11 protein-coding genes are annotated in these 18447 nt (G+C 36.3%); 5 read left to right on the top strand and 6 right to left on the bottom strand.

Annotated elements, in window-relative coordinates:
* Positions 1-389 precede the first annotated feature (389 nt).
* Positions 390-4703 (bottom strand): T9SS type A sorting domain-containing protein, encoded by a 4314-nt coding sequence (locus tag QM524_RS01455; protein ID WP_283343150.1) that lies wholly within the window; start codon positions 4701-4703, stop codon positions 390-392.
* 655 nt (positions 4704-5358) lie between these two features.
* On the opposite strand from QM524_RS01455, the gene dinB reads away from it, so the two are divergent.
* From dinB to QM524_RS01440, 3 genes are all read left to right on the top strand, one after another.
* On the top strand, positions 5359-6513 hold the full coding sequence (gene dinB / locus QM524_RS01450; RefSeq protein WP_283343149.1) for a DNA polymerase IV: 1155 nt from the start codon (positions 5359-5361) through the stop codon (positions 6511-6513).
* Between the two features lie 60 nt (positions 6514-6573).
* The gene (locus tag QM524_RS01445; protein WP_283343148.1) at positions 6574-7233 is read left to right on the top strand and encodes a cyclase family protein; all 660 of its coding nucleotides are present in this window, start codon (positions 6574-6576) and stop codon (positions 7231-7233) included.
* Positions 7234-7437: 204 nt separating this feature from the next.
* Positions 7438-8613: an MFS transporter gene (locus QM524_RS01440; protein ID WP_283343147.1), complete on the top strand. Its 1176-nt coding sequence runs from the start codon at positions 7438-7440 to the stop codon at positions 8611-8613.
* Here QM524_RS01440 and QM524_RS01435 read toward each other — a convergent pair.
* Positions 8610-9221, bottom strand: coding sequence for a helix-turn-helix transcriptional regulator (locus QM524_RS01435; RefSeq protein WP_283343146.1), 612 nt, complete (start codon positions 9219-9221; stop codon positions 8610-8612). The genes QM524_RS01440 and QM524_RS01435 overlap by 4 nt on opposite strands.
* Positions 9222-9471: 250 nt before the next feature.
* Between QM524_RS01435 and QM524_RS01430 the strand changes: the two genes are divergently transcribed.
* Complete coding sequence (locus QM524_RS01430) at positions 9472-10275, top strand: sterol desaturase family protein (protein WP_283343638.1); 804 nt, start codon at positions 9472-9474, stop codon at positions 10273-10275.
* A gap of 71 nt (positions 10276-10346) precedes the next feature.
* Entirely contained in the window at positions 10347-11132 is a 786-nt protein-coding gene (locus tag QM524_RS01425; RefSeq protein ID WP_283343145.1) for a sulfite exporter TauE/SafE family protein, read from the top strand.
* Between the two features lie 209 nt (positions 11133-11341).
* Here the strand turns inward: QM524_RS01425 and QM524_RS01420 are convergent, their stop codons facing one another.
* From QM524_RS01420 to QM524_RS01405, 4 genes are all read right to left on the bottom strand, one after another.
* Positions 11342-12112, bottom strand: a complete 771-nt coding sequence (locus QM524_RS01420; protein ID WP_283343144.1) for a winged helix-turn-helix domain-containing protein — start codon at positions 12110-12112, stop codon at positions 11342-11344.
* Between the two features lie 427 nt (positions 12113-12539).
* Positions 12540-14867: a glycoside hydrolase family 65 protein gene (locus QM524_RS01415; protein WP_283343143.1), complete on the bottom strand. Its 2328-nt coding sequence runs from the start codon at positions 14865-14867 to the stop codon at positions 12540-12542.
* A 319-nt stretch (positions 14868-15186) separates the two neighbouring features.
* Positions 15187-15837 carry a beta-phosphoglucomutase gene (pgmB, locus tag QM524_RS01410; protein ID WP_283343142.1) on the bottom strand — a complete coding sequence of 217 codons (651 nt, stop codon included), beginning with the start codon at positions 15835-15837 and terminating at the stop codon, positions 15187-15189.
* 263 nt (positions 15838-16100) lie between these two features.
* Positions 16101-18005 (bottom strand): glycoside hydrolase family 13 protein, encoded by a 1905-nt coding sequence (locus tag QM524_RS01405; RefSeq protein WP_283343141.1) that lies wholly within the window; start codon positions 18003-18005, stop codon positions 16101-16103.
* Positions 18006-18447: the final 442 nt, after the last annotated feature.

Here is an 18447-nt window from a genome sequence, read left to right as displayed (position 1 = left end):
TTTGAACGACATTCGTTTGCTGTATTTTAAAGGTGTGCAAAAATTACAGAAAGACTTTCCACTTTTAATAAACTTAGAGATATTTAAGTAATCGTGCAGAATAAGATTTAAGTTATGTGTTTTAGGTATAAGGCAACAGGCACAAGGCACAGAGTGTTAAAATGTTTTAACGATCACGGACATGCATTTTTCCCATAGCCCACCGCCGAAAGCCGATACCTGAAAGCTCAAAGCACAATCTTAAACTTTATTTTGCTTACTAACTTAATACAAAATAAATGAAAATTATCGAAACCCAAAAAATCAATGATTAAATAGAAATCTGTTTATGACTTCTGGATAAAAATCTCCAATATAAAGCCATAAACAGATTTCCTTCGGGTCAGTTTTTAGTTCGTTTTTATGAGTTTAAACACAGCAATCTTGTTTGCTTTAGAAATTTTAACATGGTAAACTCCACTATTAAATTTCTGTAAACTTATTACATTGGTACCCGATTGTAGGAGTTGTTCCGATACTTGATTTCCAAGCATATCAGTCAGTTCGCACTTGATATTTGGTTCATCACAGTTGATGGTAACATAGTCACTAGCAGGATTTGGACCTATTACCACACCTAGAGATTGTATATCTTCTAAACCTGTCACTAGCTCCAGAGTTGCTATGGATTTTGCTCCTACCGTACCTTCGCCACATTCGTTATTGAGTACTCTAAATATTTGAAACTGTTTTGCTGTACTTGCCAAAAATGGGATTTCAAACGGGGAGCTGCTTATTACATAGTACTTTGAAGTCAAGCCATCAGGACCAATATAAACACCTATTGGAAATTTCCCTTTGGCATTAACTTTTAAATTTACTGGCTTATCTGATGATGAGTAAAAATATTTTGTCGTATCAAACTCAGCCATTATCACAGAAGCTACCGAGAGAGGACTCATAGTCGATGCTCCCGTCGAATTTGCTTCGTTACTAATCACTTTGAAACGATACTCATTACCTTCAGGCAAGTCTACTGGTAAAGTCGCTAACAGGTAGTTAGTAGCATTCGGAATCGGAGCAGAATTGATTGTTTTATAATTCAGTCCATTTTTGTCAGAAATCTGTACCTCAAATTTGGCATTGCTTGCAAAGCTTCCTGTTGTTGAATACATAATTTCAACTTTACTTCCTGCACACATCTTTGTTCGAAAAGGCACAAAATGTTCAATTTGTTTACTCGACTCTGGATTGACAGTTACTTGTGCGCTTCCTTTCACCTCTCCTAGTCCACACATATTTGATATTTTGGTAAACGTAATATTTTGATAAGTTCTCGGAGATACTATTACTGAAAAGCTTGAATAATTGTAGTTCGTGAAAGTTCCAACAGCACCATTACTCAATGTATAACTAAAAGTTTGGTAAGGATTAATTGGCGTAATTTGAGGAACAAGCGTCAAGTTTCCTGTTTGACCATAATTAATCGTAATATTCCCCAACATGTTCATCATTGGAGGAGAATTCACATAAAATGAACGCTGTGAATCAAGGTTAGAAACATCGCCCTCTTGCACTATCATTTCTAGTCTGTAATAGCTGTAAGGAATTGTTTTAGGAATTTCTGCCCATTGCCAACCCGTTTTTGTCGTTTCAAAAATATCAGTTTTTACTCCCGTCTGATTTGATAAACGCAAGGTATATTTATTACTAGCAGTAGGGTCGGTAGAATTCACATAAAACAGTATTTTCGTACCTGTACAAACACTTTCGTTATTGATAACAAGATTACTTCGCCATTCTATAATGGGAGAAACTGTCACTTTAATGCTAAGAGGATTGTCAATCTTACCACATTGATTTATTGAGCTACTAATCTTATACACTCCACTAACTCTTGGCGTAAACCCGCTTCGATCACCTGTGGCATTCATTAAAAAGCTATACCCCTGTTCATTATAGACATACTCTTCTGTAGTCGGGTCTTTTTTAAGAACAATACTCTGATTCAACTTAATAGAATATGCAGTTTGTCCATCAATTGTTGAAACAGGAGTCGGTGGTAATTGATAGACAATCAACTTAACTGGCGAAGAAATCGCTGGAGTTTGCTCATCTACCAATCTCATGTAGTAATTACCAGCTTCCAAGCCTTCTGGCATTGACACACTAAGTTCTGTTTCAGCAATATTATTTTTGATAACAGTAGGATTAGAAAAACTACTTTCTCTTGAAATTTCCAACCTATAATTAGGCGTAGTTACAGGGTAGTCACTCGAAGCATACGATTCGTAGTATTTCACATTTAATTTTTGTCCTTTACAAAGTGTTTGTTTGAAGCTATTGTCATAATTTCCTTCGTAAAAGCCCACGTATTTATAGATATAGCTGATATTAAATTTCACATTCAAATCTGTAGTCCCGCACTGGTTACTAAGCGATGTAACGGCAAAAGCTGTACTTTTTTTGGTATCCACTTCAAAGTAAACAGTACCAAAACCATTACTTGTAAATGTGTTTCCATTCGATAATTTAGCAGTATAGTTATTGGCATTATCACAAATTATCGATGGAGTTTCGTTATATCCTCCCTTGGTATAATTAAAGTTAAAGGTTGTCTGACGTGAATACTCTGGCTTTTTTATTGTTGCTACGGCAATCTTCTGCGCTATCGTGTAAGGGCTCGTCGCACGAACCTGTAAATATGCTTTTTGTGGGTAAAAGCCATTGGACGATGCAACATTCCAAACGGTTTTATTATTAATAAATTCGGCTACGCCCTCCTTCAATACATATCCACTTTCATTCACCAAATCCAAATAAAACTTACAATCTGCATTGAATGTACCAGTAGTCTGTATTTCCAAATTTATTTTGCTGTCTGCACAAATCTCAGCTCCATATTGAAAAGGTGTTAGCAATCTAATTTTATCGGGATTCTTAACAATGACCGTGAAGACGTTACTAGGCGTGTTGTTTACTCCGCATAAATTAGACACTGAAAGAATTTGGATAGAAGTAGTTTCCTGATAGAAATTATCAACAGCACTACTATTCAGTGAATTCAATGTGAATGTTTGATTAAGTGAGTTACGATAGGTTACCATATCTCCACCCGAAAAAGTAGCTCTGTAGGTAAAAGTACCTGATTTATCTAAAATCGGGATAGCATAATCCGCTGCAAAGCTAGTCACAGCGGGTATCTTATTAAGCGTAGCGACGTCTTTCGTAAAAAGAAGATCTTGAATACTAGTATTGTTTGCTGTCAGTGCCATAGAAAATGCCTGCGCAACAAAGTCAAGACTTTTAGGTAGCATAAATTCGGCTACGCCATCTTGCTTAACCACCCCCGAAAGTTCTACATTTGTATCAGGATAACCACTCAATTTGATCACTCCTTTAATCGGTGTTCCCTTTATTAAAGTTTTACTACTTACAAAAGTAGCTCTTAGTGTATCTCCAAGACAGTATTTCTTACGTTCTGTGCTTTTCACCACTATGCCCTCTTTTACAGTTACCGCAAATTCGCCTAAACCGACTCCAGTACCACATACGCCACTTACGCTCTTGAATTTGTACGTTTGCGAGGTTTGAGGATTTACGGTTATTTCAAAAGAGTTTCCATAAGAATTTATAAGCCTTCCTTTTGTACCATCAGACAATTCAAATAAAATTGGAGAAGCTCCTGTAACTCCAACATTCAAAACAACACTCGTCCCAAATGTAATAGAGCTTTCACCGACACTTCGAAGCGTCAACTGCGTGGCATCAAATATACTAATGGTATAAGTAGCAGTTGCAGCTTCAGGACTTGTGGTATACACCCTTACAGTATAATTGCCCGTATTCAACAAGGTTGGCACTTTGCCTGTCACTAGACCATCTTTTTCGGTAGCCTCTACGGTGTAAACCGTACCGCTAAGCTCGCTGGTCAATTCAATAACATACTTATTGTCGGCATTCCAGTTACCAATCTTATTAATAGGCAATTGCATATTTGCTCCTTTGCAGAAAAAACGATTATCCAAAGAAGCAAACTGTAGAGAGTTTTCGGTTACGACTGCCTCAATTTTGCCACTAATCTTACCTATACCACAACCATTTTCAATCGTTGAAAAAGTAATTGTTTCAGATTTTTGAGAACTTAGCACCATTTGAGTCTCATTGATTCCACCCGGACCATAATTCCCTGATGCCACAAATTTTCTCCCATCCGAAGTAGTCAAAGTGTAAGGCGCCGACCCTCTACCTCTCAGAGTGACTGTTGCAGAACCATTCTGAGGCATATAAACCTTGCCAACTTGCTTAATAGTTTGGTCAGGAAGCTCTCCTACTGGAAGATACCCACTACTCCCACCCAATGTGGCTGAGACTACTGGAGAACTAGAAACTACACTCACAGTATAATATGGAGTCTCATACTCCTTCATATATTTTGTAATTGAAGCAGGAATTTTGCCGACCAAAAAGCCAAGAGAATCCTTAGTTTCTAGTGTTAATACCTCTTTGGTAGAGTTTAGATAACTATCATACTCAAGTTGAATAGAAAATTTGTTATCCGCGTTGAACGCTCCTGAGGTTAGATAGGCAACTACCAAGTTTTTATTAGGGCATAGATAGCGACTTGAAGCAGGTTCGACAATACTAATGACAGAGATGTTCTGACCAACAGAAGTGATTATGGAACAACACCATAATGAAATTAGGAGTAAAAGACGGTACATAAATTTAATTGATTAAAGCAATTTCTAGGCTCAGAATATCTTTCCAACAATTGATAAAATAAGTGTGTTTATACAAATTTAATTTACACATTGGTGTAAGATAGTTTCATCGTTGTCTAGATTTTAGCAATATGAACATTACAAGTTATAAGTTCAAATCTATAATAAAAAAATCCTATAAACAACGGTTATCCTTGATTTTCTGACATTCATTGAAACCAAGCGGAGTCTATTGCTTTATAATTACTACATGCTAATAGTCTAGTAAGTTAGTGGTAAAAACAAAATTAATTTTACCCGAAATAGGCATTAATCTATATGCTGTAAGCACATGATAAAAGTATTTCTAATAAAATCCTGACTACATTTTTTGACTACAACCTAAAGCGCATTAATGCCACATTATACAATACACAATCATTTTTATCCAGACTTTTATCCAACCTCCAATTTAGAAATAGACGATTCACTTTACCACTATTTTTCTGCAATGCTACATCATACTCTCCTTCTTATCTTTCTGTACTTCAGTAGCATAAATTTTAGCTATATTTTTTATTTTAAAATAAAAAATATAGCTAAATAGGCTTTGATATATATTTTTAGCTTACTTTTGTATTCAAATTAATCTGTTTGAATATATTTTGTAGCTAAAATGGAGAGAGCTATTGTACACATGGACCTTGACTGCTTTTTTGTATCTGTAGAAAGATTAAGAAATAGTCAGCTAAATAATAAACCTGTTATTGTGGGTGGTATGTCCGATCGTGGTGTTGTATCAGCCTGTAGTTATGAAGCTAGGCGCTTTGGTATACATTCGGCTATGCCTATGCGTATGGCACGACATCTCTGTCCTGAGGCTATAATAGTCAGAGGTGATTATGAATCTTACTCTCAATATTCAGACATGGTTACTGAGGTTATTGTGAGCAACGCCCCGCTTGTTGAAAAAGCATCGGTCGATGAGTTTTATCTTGATATGACTGGTATGGAAAAATTCTTTGGAACTTTTTCCTATGCTCAAAAGCTCCGCAAAACGATTATTAAAGAAACAGGGCTTAGTATTTCCTTTGGATTGTCTACGAACAAAACAGTTTCTAAAGTAATAACCAATGAAGTAAAACCTGCCAACTTTGACCTTGTACATATTGGAGCAGAAAAGGGATACTTAGCTCCTCTTAATATTAATAAACTTCCGATGGTTGGCGAAGTGACAGCTCAAACATTGCGAAATATGGGGATATCTAAAGTAGGTACTTTGGGAGAAATGCCCTTTAAGGTACTTGAGCGCACTTTCGGCAAGATGGGGAAAGTGCTGTGGGAAAAAGCCAATGGAATAGATTTAACACCCGTAATTCCCTATTCTGAACCCAAAAGTATGTCCAAAGAAGTAACTTTTCAGCAGGATACAACAGATATTATTTACCTCAGATCTGTTATAATACGTCTTACCGAACAATTAAGCTATGAGTTACGGCAAGAGGGATATTGTACCGCTTGTGTTACGGTAAAACTGAGATATTCGAACTTTGATACACATAGCAAACAAATAGTCATTGCAAGTACTTCTGCCGACCATATTCTGATACCACTAATCCTACAACTTTTCGAACAACTCTATGAAAAACGTCTTTTGATAAGACTAGTTGGAGTGCGTTTTACCAAATTGGTTCGGGGTGTCCAGCAACTCAGCTTGTTTGATCAAAGTGCCAAAATAGCACCGCTATATACTGCTATGGATAATATTCGTAGTCGATATGGAATAAAAGCTGTTGGAAGAGCAATGGGACAGTCGCCCAAACGTGAGTAATTTGGTAAACTTTTCCGTACATTTATTCTTCAATGTTTATCAAATTTTACTTTACTGCTCATGAAATTCATCGACTTAAGCCATACCATCGAAGATGGTACTGTTACATACAAAGGACTTCCTGCACCAAAAATTTGTGATTATTGGACTCGTGAGGAATCTAAAAATTGGTACGATGAAGACACTTCATTCCAAATTGGAAAAATCGAAATGGTCTCGAATACAGGAACTTATATCGATACGCCATTTCACAGATATGAAGATGGGAAAGATTTATCCGATATTTTAATAGAAAAGACAGCTCTCCTCGACGCTGTCATAATCAGAGTTCCCTATCAAGAACGTAAAATGATTGATGTCGCTATTTTCAAACAATATGACATCCATAACAAAGCTGTATTGGTACACACAGGCTGGGATGAACTTTGGGAACAGGAAGCATATTATTCAGAAAACCCTTATTTAACCGCAGAGGCTGCCCAATATCTGGTAGATCAAAAAGTGATTTTGGTGGGGATAGACTCGTACAATATTGATGATGTATCTGGAAAAACTAGACCAGTCCATACGATTTTACTCAAAAACGAAATCTTGATTGTCGAACATCTCTGTAATCTAAAGCAAGTTCCTGATGGAATATCAATAAAATTTTGTGCAACACCACCGAAGGTTAAAGGAATGGGAACCTTTCCAGTTAGAGCCTATGTAGTTGTGGAATAAGTTTGTGCTTGCATTAGGCTATAAGCTCTATGCCATAGGCTTTATACTTTCGGTATCAGCTTTCGGCAGTGGGCTTTGGAAAAAGGCATGGATTGGGTTATTAAAAACATGTTAAAACTCTTTGCCTTGTACCTGTTGCCTAGTGCCTGAGCATTTTAAATCTTATTTTGCATGATTACTCATTAGTATTTGAGAAAATAGACTATGTTAAATTTTATAAAAAATCCTAAGACCATAACGCCAATAGTGGTTTTTGCTCAATTTTCGGGAACTTCTCTTTGGTTTGCAGTCAATGCCATTTTAAAGGATATTCAACCGCTATTTCCGCAAAACAATCATTTTTTAGGCAACATGACTTCAGCTGTGCAATTAGGTTTTGTTTGTGGTACTCTTTGTTATGCCATTTTGGCAATTAGTGATCGATTTTCACCCAAATGTGTATTTGTTTTCTCTGCACTTTTAGGGGCACTAATCAACCTTCTTACGCTTAGGAGTATTGGAAACATGACCTTGCTTTTAAGCATAAGATTTGGAGTAGGATTTTTTCTAGCTGGTGTATATCCTGTTGGCATGAAAATCATGAGCGATTGGCATCAAAAAGGATTGGGGAAAGCCTTAGGATATCTGGTAGGTGCGCTGGTATTGGGTACTGCCTTTGGTCACTTTTTAGCAGCAATACAATGGCATTTTGATTGGCAAACTATCATTATTGCAGCATCTGTCTTATCGTGTAGTGGAGCTTTATTGATAGCAGTAGGAATAACGGATGGACCCTATCGTCAGAAAATAGGAACTTTTAGCCCAAAAGCTATATTTGAAGCATTTGCCAATCCCAATTTCAAACAATATGCTTGGGGCTATTTTGGACATATGTTCGAGCTATATACTTTTTGGGCTTTTGTGCCAGTCATTTTACAACACTATCAAAGCCTGCACCAAGAATCGTTTTCTATTTCAGCATGGTCATTTGGCATAATAGGTATGGGTATTTTGGGATGTATATGCACAGCAGAACTCTCCCAACAACGTTTCACAAGTCATCAGTTAGCGTACTTTTTCTTAATTGTTTCTGGATTTTGTTGTTTACTAAGCCCTTTTATTTGGCAGTTACCATTTGGAATTTTTATAGGCTTACTATTAATTTGGGGTTTCAGCGTAGTGGCAGACTCACCTCAATTCTCGACGCTTATTTCACAAAATGCGCAACCTGTATATCGTGCTTCAGCAATAACCATCGTCAACAGCATAGGCTTTGCTATCACAGTTATTAGTATCATGCTTTTGCAAAATCTACAAGCCATAATCGGGATTGAATGGCTATTTTTTCCACTTTCGCTTGGTATGATTACTGGCATCATTACAAGAAAAAGAGGTAACTAATTTTTGGACTTATAGGAGTACTCCGTTTTAAACTTGCTCTGAACGAATTTTATCAGTTCTCTTTCGTTTGGCACCGACAGCTTTTGATAAATATTCCGCTTATGCGTGTTTACAGTATGGACACTAATAAACAGCTTTTCAGAAATCGACTTGCTAGACTCTCCTTGCATAACATAAGCGATTACCTGAGCTTCACGCAGAGAAATTCCATATTTACTAAAAAATGGTGTTTGATGAATTTCGCTAATTCTTTTCTGAGAAGAGTTTATACTCAAAGCATTCAGTTCAGCAAGTAAATCTTGCAATCCATTATTCATCTGGAAAACTTTGGTAACCGAAGAAGGATTGGGAAACCATTGCTTTCCTCCTATCAAAAAAGTAGCTGGTTTAGTATTTTGTACAGACAAGTCATCAAGAACATTAGCTAATTGCAAATGATACTGCTGACAATCAATCAATAAAACATCTGGCGCAATAGACTGGATACTCTGTGCAGAAACTTGTTCTAATGAAAGTAGACTAACAGATAAAATACTAGGGTTGGGCTCAAGAATAACTTTAAGGCCATCAGCCAATAACTGATGCTCATAAATGATTAATAAATTCATATAATTAAGGCTAATATTAGTGATAAAACTTTATTTTGAGTGATTAACACAAAAGTAAGCTTTGTTTAAAAGTGGTGGTATTAGTTTTTATTTTACGGAACAAAGATATGATAATCGTTGATTTTCATACACTATTGCATGATTTTTTTAAAGTAAAATTTTATAATTTAATCACGAATAAGACAACTTAAAATAGATATATTTATATTAATAATCTTTATTCAAAAAAATCTTGAAAAAGTATATTAATATGGAAAGGCTCGTAAACTATTTTTCTACTATTCCTTCATCACATCGCTCAGTAATTTTGGTGGGTGGCATCACTTTTTTTTGGTTGATTGAATCAACCTTACCACTATTCAAATTTTCCTATCATAAATGGCGTCATGCTGGTGTTAATATCTTTTTTACGATAACAACCATCGTGGTCAATTTTATTTTAGCATTTATTCTTCTAAAATCTTCAGATTGGGCAGTTAGTAACCAGTTTGGTATCATTAACTGGCTTCCTGATATTCCTCTCTGGATATATGCTATTTTGGGGTTGTTATTATTGGACTTTATAGGCGCTTGGTTTATCCACTGGCTTGAGCATAAAGTCAAATGGATGTGGCGATTTCATATTATTCATCATAGCGATATGCAAGTAGATACCACTACTGCTAATCGACATCACCCTGGAGAGAGTGTTTTTAGATTTGTATTTACAACCCTTGCTGTAGTAATTACTGGTGCACCTATGTGGATTGTGATGATGTATCAATCTTTGTCGGTGTTGCTATCACAGTTTAATCATGCCAATATTACTTTGCCTTCGAAAGTAAACAAAATCTTAAGCTGGCTCATTGTCACACCCGATATGCATCACGTACATCATCATTATGTACAACCGTACACGGATTCTAATTATGGAAATATTTTCTCTATTTGGGATCATTTATTTGGTACATTTTCAGAAATCAACCCAAAAGAGATTGTCTATGGAGTCGATACCCAAATGAATGCGTCCAAAAATGACTCTATTACCTCTTTACTCAAAATGCCCTTCGAATGATTTGGGTGTAGTTTGAGAAAAATCTGAAGAGTTTGAGCTAATTTTGTAAAAATCATCAACCCTAATTGCTCATGCTTCTTGACGATATTAGTCTTCAAACTCTTTCTTTTTTACTAATTTTTGCCTTCTCTGCTGGATTTGTTGATTCGATTGTTGGTGGTGGAGGAATGATCCAACTACCTGCATTATTGATTTTTTTACCGCAGTTTTCTATTCCTACTATTATTGGCACACACAAATTAGCATCTGTGTCAGGTACTTTAGTAGCAGCCTCACAATATATAAAACAAGTTAAGGTGGATTGGAAAGTGATGCTGCCTGCTGTAGCCTTCACAGGAATATTTGCCCTGATGGGTGCTCGATTAGTCAGTTCACTTGACAAAGAAACCCTACGCCCCATTATTTTGGTGTTATTGGTATTGGTTTTAATATATACTTTGGTCAAAAAAGATTTAGGAACGCATCATGCGCCCAAATATCATGGTAAGGTATTTTTCTGGGGAGTCATGCTCACTGGAGCTGTTTTAGGATTTTATGATGGCTTTTTCGGGCCAGGTATGGGAAGCTTTTTGATATTTACTTTTGTATCAATCTTTTACCTAGACTTTTTACACGCCTCCGCTTATGCCAAAATCATGAATTGCGCTTCTAATGTGCCTGCTATTATCTATTTTATGTCATCGGGGGATGTGTTGTACAAAGTAGCAATTCCATTGGCGATTGCCAACATTCTTGGATCAATAGTTGGAACTAAATTAGCGCTTAAAAAAGGGAGTGCTTTTGTAAGAATCTTCTTTGTGGTCGTTGTAATAGGTGTGATTTTACGCTTTGGCTATGATATATTCTTTAAGCATTGAGTGAGGTGGAGGTTTAGTGAATTAGTGATTGTTTGCATTAATGCGGAACCACAAAATAAAAGACAAATAACTAAAAATCAAATAATTAAACTATTCAAAGTCAGTTTTTTTCCTTATAGGATACGATTTAAATCGTATCCTATAAGGAAAAGTATAGTCTATGACCTAGCACAGGAAAGGTTCATGCTTACAAGTATGATTTTCGAAGCTTAGTAAGAAGTGCTTATTTCTGAAAGAATCTGTTGAATTCGTTTTCTTTTTAAATCAGGATCCTCGACTTGCTTGAATTCTAAGCCTGATAGTAGTGTTCTAGAATCTCGATTCTGCTTTGGCTCAAGTGTTTCGATGAGTAAAACTTGCATAGTTTCAACAATATCTTGAATTGAAATTTCTCGATTTGATTCCTGAACTGAAAATATTGTACCTTCAAAATCTGGCTCATAAATACCGAACCACGAAAAGCGATTCCATCTTCCTTCAAGATAATCATTAGTATGACCAAATAATTTCTCTCCAATCGTTTCTTCTATTGCTTGCCCTACATAAAGAATATTTGGACCATCATTAAGTATGTAAATGCCTTTTTGTTCCTTAAAGTTAGTTATCGAGTTAGTTTCTAACTGCGTACCATATAAATCAGGTCTTTCATTCCAGAATACTTGATTCCTATGCCAGAACATACCATAGGAATTTATTACAGAAGTATAACTAATTTCGCTCTTTTTAAACTTTTCCTTAGAAGTATTTGATCTTTCACGCAAGGTAAAAGTCCCCATCGCTACTTTAATAAAAATTGAGTCGTCCCCAAAATCACGAATGTCATTACTGATATACGCATTGACTGTGGTAGCAGGTGTGGAACCAACGGATGATCTGTAACCATTTTCAAGTATTTGCTCTGCAATCTCTGTGTAGTGTAGTGGTCTACTATGTTCTTTAAGAACACGCTCAATCGCTTCAATCCATTTTAATTCTCTCATATGAACTTATTTTAAGTGTATTAAAACTATAAGTATAGCAAAAATAATGCTACTAATAAATAATGGCATCTCTTTTTTAAGTGTAGATTCCATTGAGCTAATCTAAGAGTCGTAATAATAGCAAAAATGGATGCTATTGGAAAATATGCCTATTGATACAGTTTAAACTTTCATAAATTGCTTGATAAGCAATGAATTTATCCTGTTTGAAGGCAGCGAGGTAGAACGCCACTCCGATTATAAATTCTCGATTTTTTGTGGCAACCGATGCCTTACTTTTTGTTTTTAGACGGGAAAGTATAAAAACAAAAAGTAAGGCTAGTAATTAATCAATAAAATATATTTTTGAAAAGTTTAAAAAGCTTCATAAACAAAAAGCTAGCCACCTTTTACAAGGAGGCTAGCTTCCAGGAGTATTTTTTTACCATTACGCCAATTCCGTAGCGCCTAAGGCAACCACAACCGATGAAGTAGCTTTTACCTCATAAGCTTCTGACCCAACATTAATAGTAATATCTCCACCTTCAAGATTTTCGATGGTTACATTGTCGGATGTCGTAATAATATTTAGGATATTATTTCTGAATCTAATTTTGAAAGCGAATGATTTCCAATTTTCTGGAACAAATGGATTCAAGAAAATTTGACCATTTCTCACACGCATGCCTCCAAATCCTTTGATAACAGACATCCATGTTCCAGCCATTGAAGTAATGTGCAAGCCATCTTCTGTATCATTGTTGTAGTCATCCAAATCCAGACGAGCCGAACGCTGATAGAATTCATAACTACGTGGTTTATCTCCCAATTTTGCGGCAATGATTGAGTGTACACATGGACTCAATGAAGACTCGTGTACAGTCATTGGCTCGTAGAAATCATAGTTACGACGGATGGTTTCGATATCAAAATCATCTTCGAAGAAGTAAATTCCTTGCAAAACGTCTGCTTGTTTGATGAAACAAGAACGAAGAATTCTATCCCAAGACCATTTTTGGTTGATAGGACGGTCTGAAGCTGCAAGGTCTTTTACTTGAATTAATTCTTTATCTAAGAATCCATCCTGCTGTAAATAGACGCCTAATTCTTTATCTTCTGGCAAGTACATATTGTCGATGATGTGTTGGAACTTACCAAATTCAGCCTCCTCATTCAAACTCAACAGACCAACAAGCTCTGCAAAACGAGCACTGTCAGTAGATTTGATATATTCTGCGGCTTCTTTGGCATATTTCAAACACCAAACGGCAATGTAACTTGTGTACCAGTTGTTGTTTACGTTGTTTTCGTACTCATTTGGTCCAGTAACGCCCAACATAACATACTGCTTTTTAGCAATTGACCAGTTGACACGTTGCGCCCAGAAACGAGCAATACCTAACAATACTTCAAAGCCATATTCAGCTAAGTAAGCTTTATCGTCAGTATAGTTGATGTAATCGTAAATCGCATAGGCAATAGCTCCATTTCGGTGGATTTCTTCAAAAGTGATTTCCCACTCATTGTGGCACTCTTCTCCGTTCATCGTAACCATTGGGTATAATGCAGCACCATCTTTAAAGCCTAGTTTACCAGCATTTTCGATAGCACGACCTAATTGTTTCCAACGATATACCAACAAGTTACGAGCTACTTGAGCATCAGCTGTAGCCATGTAGAAAGGAATACAATAAGCCTCAGTATCCCAATAAGTTGAGCCACCGTATTTTTCACCAGTAAATCCTTTTGGACCAATATTCAAACGAGCATCCTCACCAGAGTATGTTTGGTTCAATTGAAAAATGTTAAAACGAATTCCTTGTTGAGCAGCTACGTCACCTTCAATTACGATGTCGTTCATGTGCCATTTTGAAATCCATTTTTCTGCTTGTTCAGCCAGCATGGTATCGTATCCTTTGGCTGCAACTTTAGCCAAATACGCTTTTGCTGCTGTAAGAAGCTCTTCTACAGCATAATTTTCTGAAGAAAGATTACAAGCATATTTAATCAACGTAGTTTCTTGACCCGAAATAACGTCTAAGCTTACTTGACTTGCAACGTATTTTTCTGCTTTGATGGGGAAACTTTGAAAATCAACCGATTTTCCGTCCTGAAGAATTTCAAACTTCTGACCAGTTACCACGTGGAAGCCAGTCTTTTTAGTACGAAGTTCGATATAACCTTCTGCAAAAGCAGTTTCGCGATGGATTTCATCCCAGAACTTTTCGTCGTAATTGGCATCCTTATTCTTGATATCACCATCGATATATGGCGTCAAGGTAAGTTTACCATCAAAATTCAATGGCGTAATCGAGTAGCTAATAGCACCCGATTCGTCGTCCACAATTGAGTTAAATCTTTTTGTATATACTTTGATTTGTTTTCCACTAGCCAAAGTTGCGATAAACGAGCGCTCCAAATATCCCTCTCTCATATTGAGCACACGACGGAAGTCAGCTACCTCGCAACGATTCAAATCTAACTCTTCTCCATCGATTTCGACTTTGATACCAATCCAGTTGGCAGCGTTCAATACTTTTGCGAAATATTCAGGATAACCATTCTTCCACCAACCCACACGGGTTTTGTCAGGATAGTACACACCAGCTACATAATTTCCTTGAAGAGTCTTTCCAGTAAAGGTTTCCTCAAAGTTACCGCGTTGGCCCATACGTCCATTTCCTAGTGAGCATACTGATTCAGTGATTTCGTTGTATTCACGGTGAAACCCTTCTTCAATTATGCACCATTCGTCATGTTTTAAGTAGTTTTTCATTGTATTATAATGGATGGTTAATGGCAATGTATCTAACTATTTCCAATACTTCAATACTTTAGTATATCTTTTTCACGCAAGTTCTTGGAAATGTACAATTCCTTAAGTTGATTATTTTATTAGCCTGCTAAATTACTTCAATTCATGAAGATTGTCTTTGCTGTGCTAGGGTGTTTTTTTACGATTCAAGAAAGTAGATTTAGCCTAAATCGAAGCAAAATTATCCTAAAGTCCTGAAAATGAAATAGGGTAGCCCAAAAGGCTACCCTTACAAAGACTTTTAGGTTGGTAAAAACCAAGTAATATATAAACCTAAAACCTATATCTGTGCTAATTTCTCAACTGAAAAATCTTCGAAAGTAGCAATAACAATATCTGCTTCTGTCAAAATATCTGCCGAACCTACACCAACGGCTTTCATGCCACCCGCTTTGGCAGCTTGAACACCCGCTACAGCATCTTCAAAAACCACACATTCAGACGGTTGTGCACCTGTTGCCTCTGCTCCCATCAAAAATACTTGTGGGTCTGGCTTGCCTTTAGTGATATTATTACCATCGATGATAGCATCGAAATAATCAAGCATTTGAATTCTTTCTAAAATCAACTTTGAATTTTTACTTGCCGAACCCAAAGCGATTTTGATACCATTGGCACGGAGAGACTTCAAAAACTCAGGTACACCAGGCAAAACCTCGTTAGGTGTCATTTGCATTACTAAATCCAAATACCATTGGTTTTTCTTGGTCGCCCATGCTACTTTTTCCTCCTCGGTAAGTGTAACACCACCCCAATTCAAGATCAATTCTAGGGATTCCATACGGCTGATACCTTTCAACTGCTCATTTTGGTGTTCTGTAAAATCAAAACCCAATTCATTGGCTAATCGTCTCCAAGCTTGAAAATGGTAAACTGCTGTATCTACGATTACGCCATCTAGGTCAAAAAGGCACGCTTTTACTGTTGTCATTGTTTGAAAGTTTGGTTAATGGAAAAAAGAGAGGTTGGGAAAAATAACATTCCCAACCTTTTCTAAAGATTTATTATCACAAAGTTACAAGTAGTATCGATTAGAAAGACATCGAGGCATGGAGAATATTTCAGAGGTTGGATATTTGATTTCGGATTTGTGAAAAAAAATCTCATTAAAAATCAAAACTTAAGTCTTAATTGTAACATTGAAATTTTATTATACCCAATTCCTTCCCTTCACTTCTTCATTCCTACAAAAAACTACTTTTTCAACTCAATTACTTGAATTGACATGGCTGGAACCTTGATTTTTTGCAAAGAAGAAATAGTATTCCCTGAGACAACCTCTTTACCAAAGGTAAAGCCTCCCATAATTTCAACAAAACGCTCAGTCGTGAGTTCTTTATCATCTTTATTCTGACTCATAACAATCATAACCGTTTGTTGTGCATCGTATCTGAAATAGACATACATACCATCTTGTGGTAAAAACTGCATCAATTTTCCAGTAGTTAGTGCTGAGGAGTTTTTACGGAAGTTAGCTAAGGTTTTTACAAAATTAAAGGCCTCATTTTCTTTCTCTGTGCGTCCATTGGCAGTAAATTTATTCACTGTATCATCAGTCCAACCGCCTGGAAAATCTTGACGAACCTCAGCATCTGAAGGATTTTTGAAGTTTTTCATCAATACTTCTGTTCCATAATACAAATGTGGTGTACCTCTCGTCGTCAATAAGAATCCTAGACCTAATTTGTATTTGTTTAAATCTTCGCCAATTACAGAGAAATAACGGTCTTGGTCATGGTTATCGACAAAAGTCATGTTTAAATCAGGATTTTGATATAAAGCATCCATTGATAAAACCTGATAAATACGATTGAAGCCTTTTCCCCAATCAAAATTTTGATTCAAGGCATCATTGATAGCCGTTTGCAATACAAAATCATTTGGTGAAGGCAAGTTACTTTTGAAAGGCAAATTGATATTGTTTCTCACATGGTATGCCTGACTGTAGATATTCTGAACAGCATTTTCACCCGTAATAAACATATCTGGATATTCTGCAAAAAGAGCCGCATTACAACGATTCATAAAAGGCAAATCATTGTACTGATACGTATCTACTCTCCAACCATCAATACCAAAATATTCGACCGTCCAAAGTGCATGTTGAATCAAGTAATTGGCCACAAAAGCATTATTTTGATTTAAGTCTGGCAAAAAGGGCACAAACCAACCGCTCTGCTGAACCTTAAAGTCAGATTTATTTCCGTGCAAAACATCAACAACGGGCTCATCACGATACGAAGTATTGGTGTAGCTATCCCATTGGTTCAACCAATCTTTTGAAGGAATATCTTTTAGAATCCAGTGGTTAATTCCCACGTGATTATACACCGCATCTTGTATTACCTTCAACCCTTTTTTGTGAGCTTCAGTAACCATTTCCAAATAGGCGGCATTGCCTCCCAAACGACGGTCAACGTTATATTGGTCTGTAAAACCATAGCCATGGTAAGCAGAACGCATTGCACCACCCTCGTTAGTTTGAGGCTGGTCATTTTCAATAACAGGATTCAACCAAAGAGTCGTAGCGCCTAACTCTTTGAAATAATCAAGGTGCTGGGTCACCCCCTTTAAGTCTCCACCATGACGAGCAAAAGGATTTTTACGATCCGAAACCTTATCGGCCATATCCTCAAACTTATCATTACTCGGGTCGCCATTGGCAAAACGGTCGGGCAATATCAAATAAATAAAGTCTTTAGAATTGACAGTCTGAGGCTTTTTATCACGAACACGCAATTCAAAAGGTTGAGTCAATTTCACGATTTGATCAACCGTTTTTTTCTTCCCCTTCTGAACCTGAATTGTTTTGGTCATTTCGACATTCAAAGTTCCTGCTTTCGTTTCAGGGGCAATCGTTAAATCAAGGAACAAATAATTGGGATTATCGACAGTATTTACTTTTTGAAGCGTAACGCCAGGGTAATTGATTTTGACATCAGCGCCTTTTAAGTTCTTACCATATACCAATAATTGCAAAGATGGGTTTTTCATGCCCACCCACCAGTTTGTTGGGTTTACACGTTGGATACTTGGTGTCTGAGCAATACCTAAAAAAGTACCTCCCAAAAGCATCAAGGATAAAATTGTTTTTTTCATGTTTATAAAGAGATGGTTAATGGAAAATGAATCATTAAGCAATTGGATATGAGTGATAAGGCAAAAATGTAAATCCAATTATACATACACAAAGTACAAAAAAAACGATGCATGTAGGTTAATGATAACTTTAAAAGTTTGCAATTTTTCAAATAAAATGAGGAAAATCCTAATAATAAAATCTTAAATTCGAGCAAAATTTTCACAAAGCTACTTAGCATAAAAAAGAATTGAATCTGTGCTAAACTGTGCTAATAGCCAAATATTATTTTAAAAATGTATAAAAAACACTTCATTTTCATAACAATATTGGGAAGCCTTTTCATGAATTTGGCTACCTTCTCGCAAACTAAAAAATCAACTAAAACTCAAGTTTTGGTCAACAACAATAATTCTAGTAAATTAAAGAATAAAGATAAATCCCTGACAAAAACTAAATCAA

Origin of the sequence: Flectobacillus roseus (assembly GCF_030056595.1) — a bacterium.
Classification (GTDB): Bacteria; Bacteroidota; Bacteroidia; order Cytophagales; family Spirosomataceae; genus Flectobacillus; species Flectobacillus roseus.
The sequence above is the reverse complement of the archived record's forward strand: the minus strand, read 5'-3'. Positions and strand labels throughout refer to the sequence as shown.

Excerpts from the sequence above, each read along its gene's own strand:
- QM524_RS01425 (WP_283343145.1), top strand. The coding sequence starts at position 10,347 with ATGCTTCTTGACGATATTAGTCTTCAAACTCTTTCTTTTTTACTAATT.
- QM524_RS01430 (WP_283343638.1), top strand. The coding sequence starts at position 9,472 with ATGGAAAGGCTCGTAAACTATTTTTCTACTATTCCTTCATCACATCGC.
- QM524_RS01420 (WP_283343144.1), bottom strand. The coding sequence starts at position 12,112 with ATGAGAGAATTAAAATGGATTGAAGCGATTGAGCGTGTTCTTAAAGAA.
- QM524_RS01415 (WP_283343143.1), bottom strand. The coding sequence starts at position 14,867 with ATGAAAAACTACTTAAAACATGACGAATGGTGCATAATTGAAGAAGGG.
- QM524_RS01405 (WP_283343141.1), bottom strand. The coding sequence starts at position 18,005 with ATGAAAAAAACAATTTTATCCTTGATGCTTTTGGGAGGTACTTTTTTA.
- QM524_RS01440 (WP_283343147.1), top strand. The coding sequence starts at position 7,438 with ATGTTAAATTTTATAAAAAATCCTAAGACCATAACGCCAATAGTGGTT.
- QM524_RS01455 (WP_283343150.1), bottom strand. The coding sequence starts at position 4,703 with ATGTACCGTCTTTTACTCCTAATTTCATTATGGTGTTGTTCCATAATC.
- QM524_RS01445 (WP_283343148.1), top strand. The coding sequence starts at position 6,574 with ATGAAATTCATCGACTTAAGCCATACCATCGAAGATGGTACTGTTACA.
- pgmB (WP_283343142.1), bottom strand. The coding sequence starts at position 15,837 with ATGACAACAGTAAAAGCGTGCCTTTTTGACCTAGATGGCGTAATCGTA.
- dinB (WP_283343149.1), top strand. The coding sequence starts at position 5,359 with ATGGAGAGAGCTATTGTACACATGGACCTTGACTGCTTTTTTGTATCT.
- QM524_RS01435 (WP_283343146.1), bottom strand. The coding sequence starts at position 9,221 with ATGAATTTATTAATCATTTATGAGCATCAGTTATTGGCTGATGGCCTT.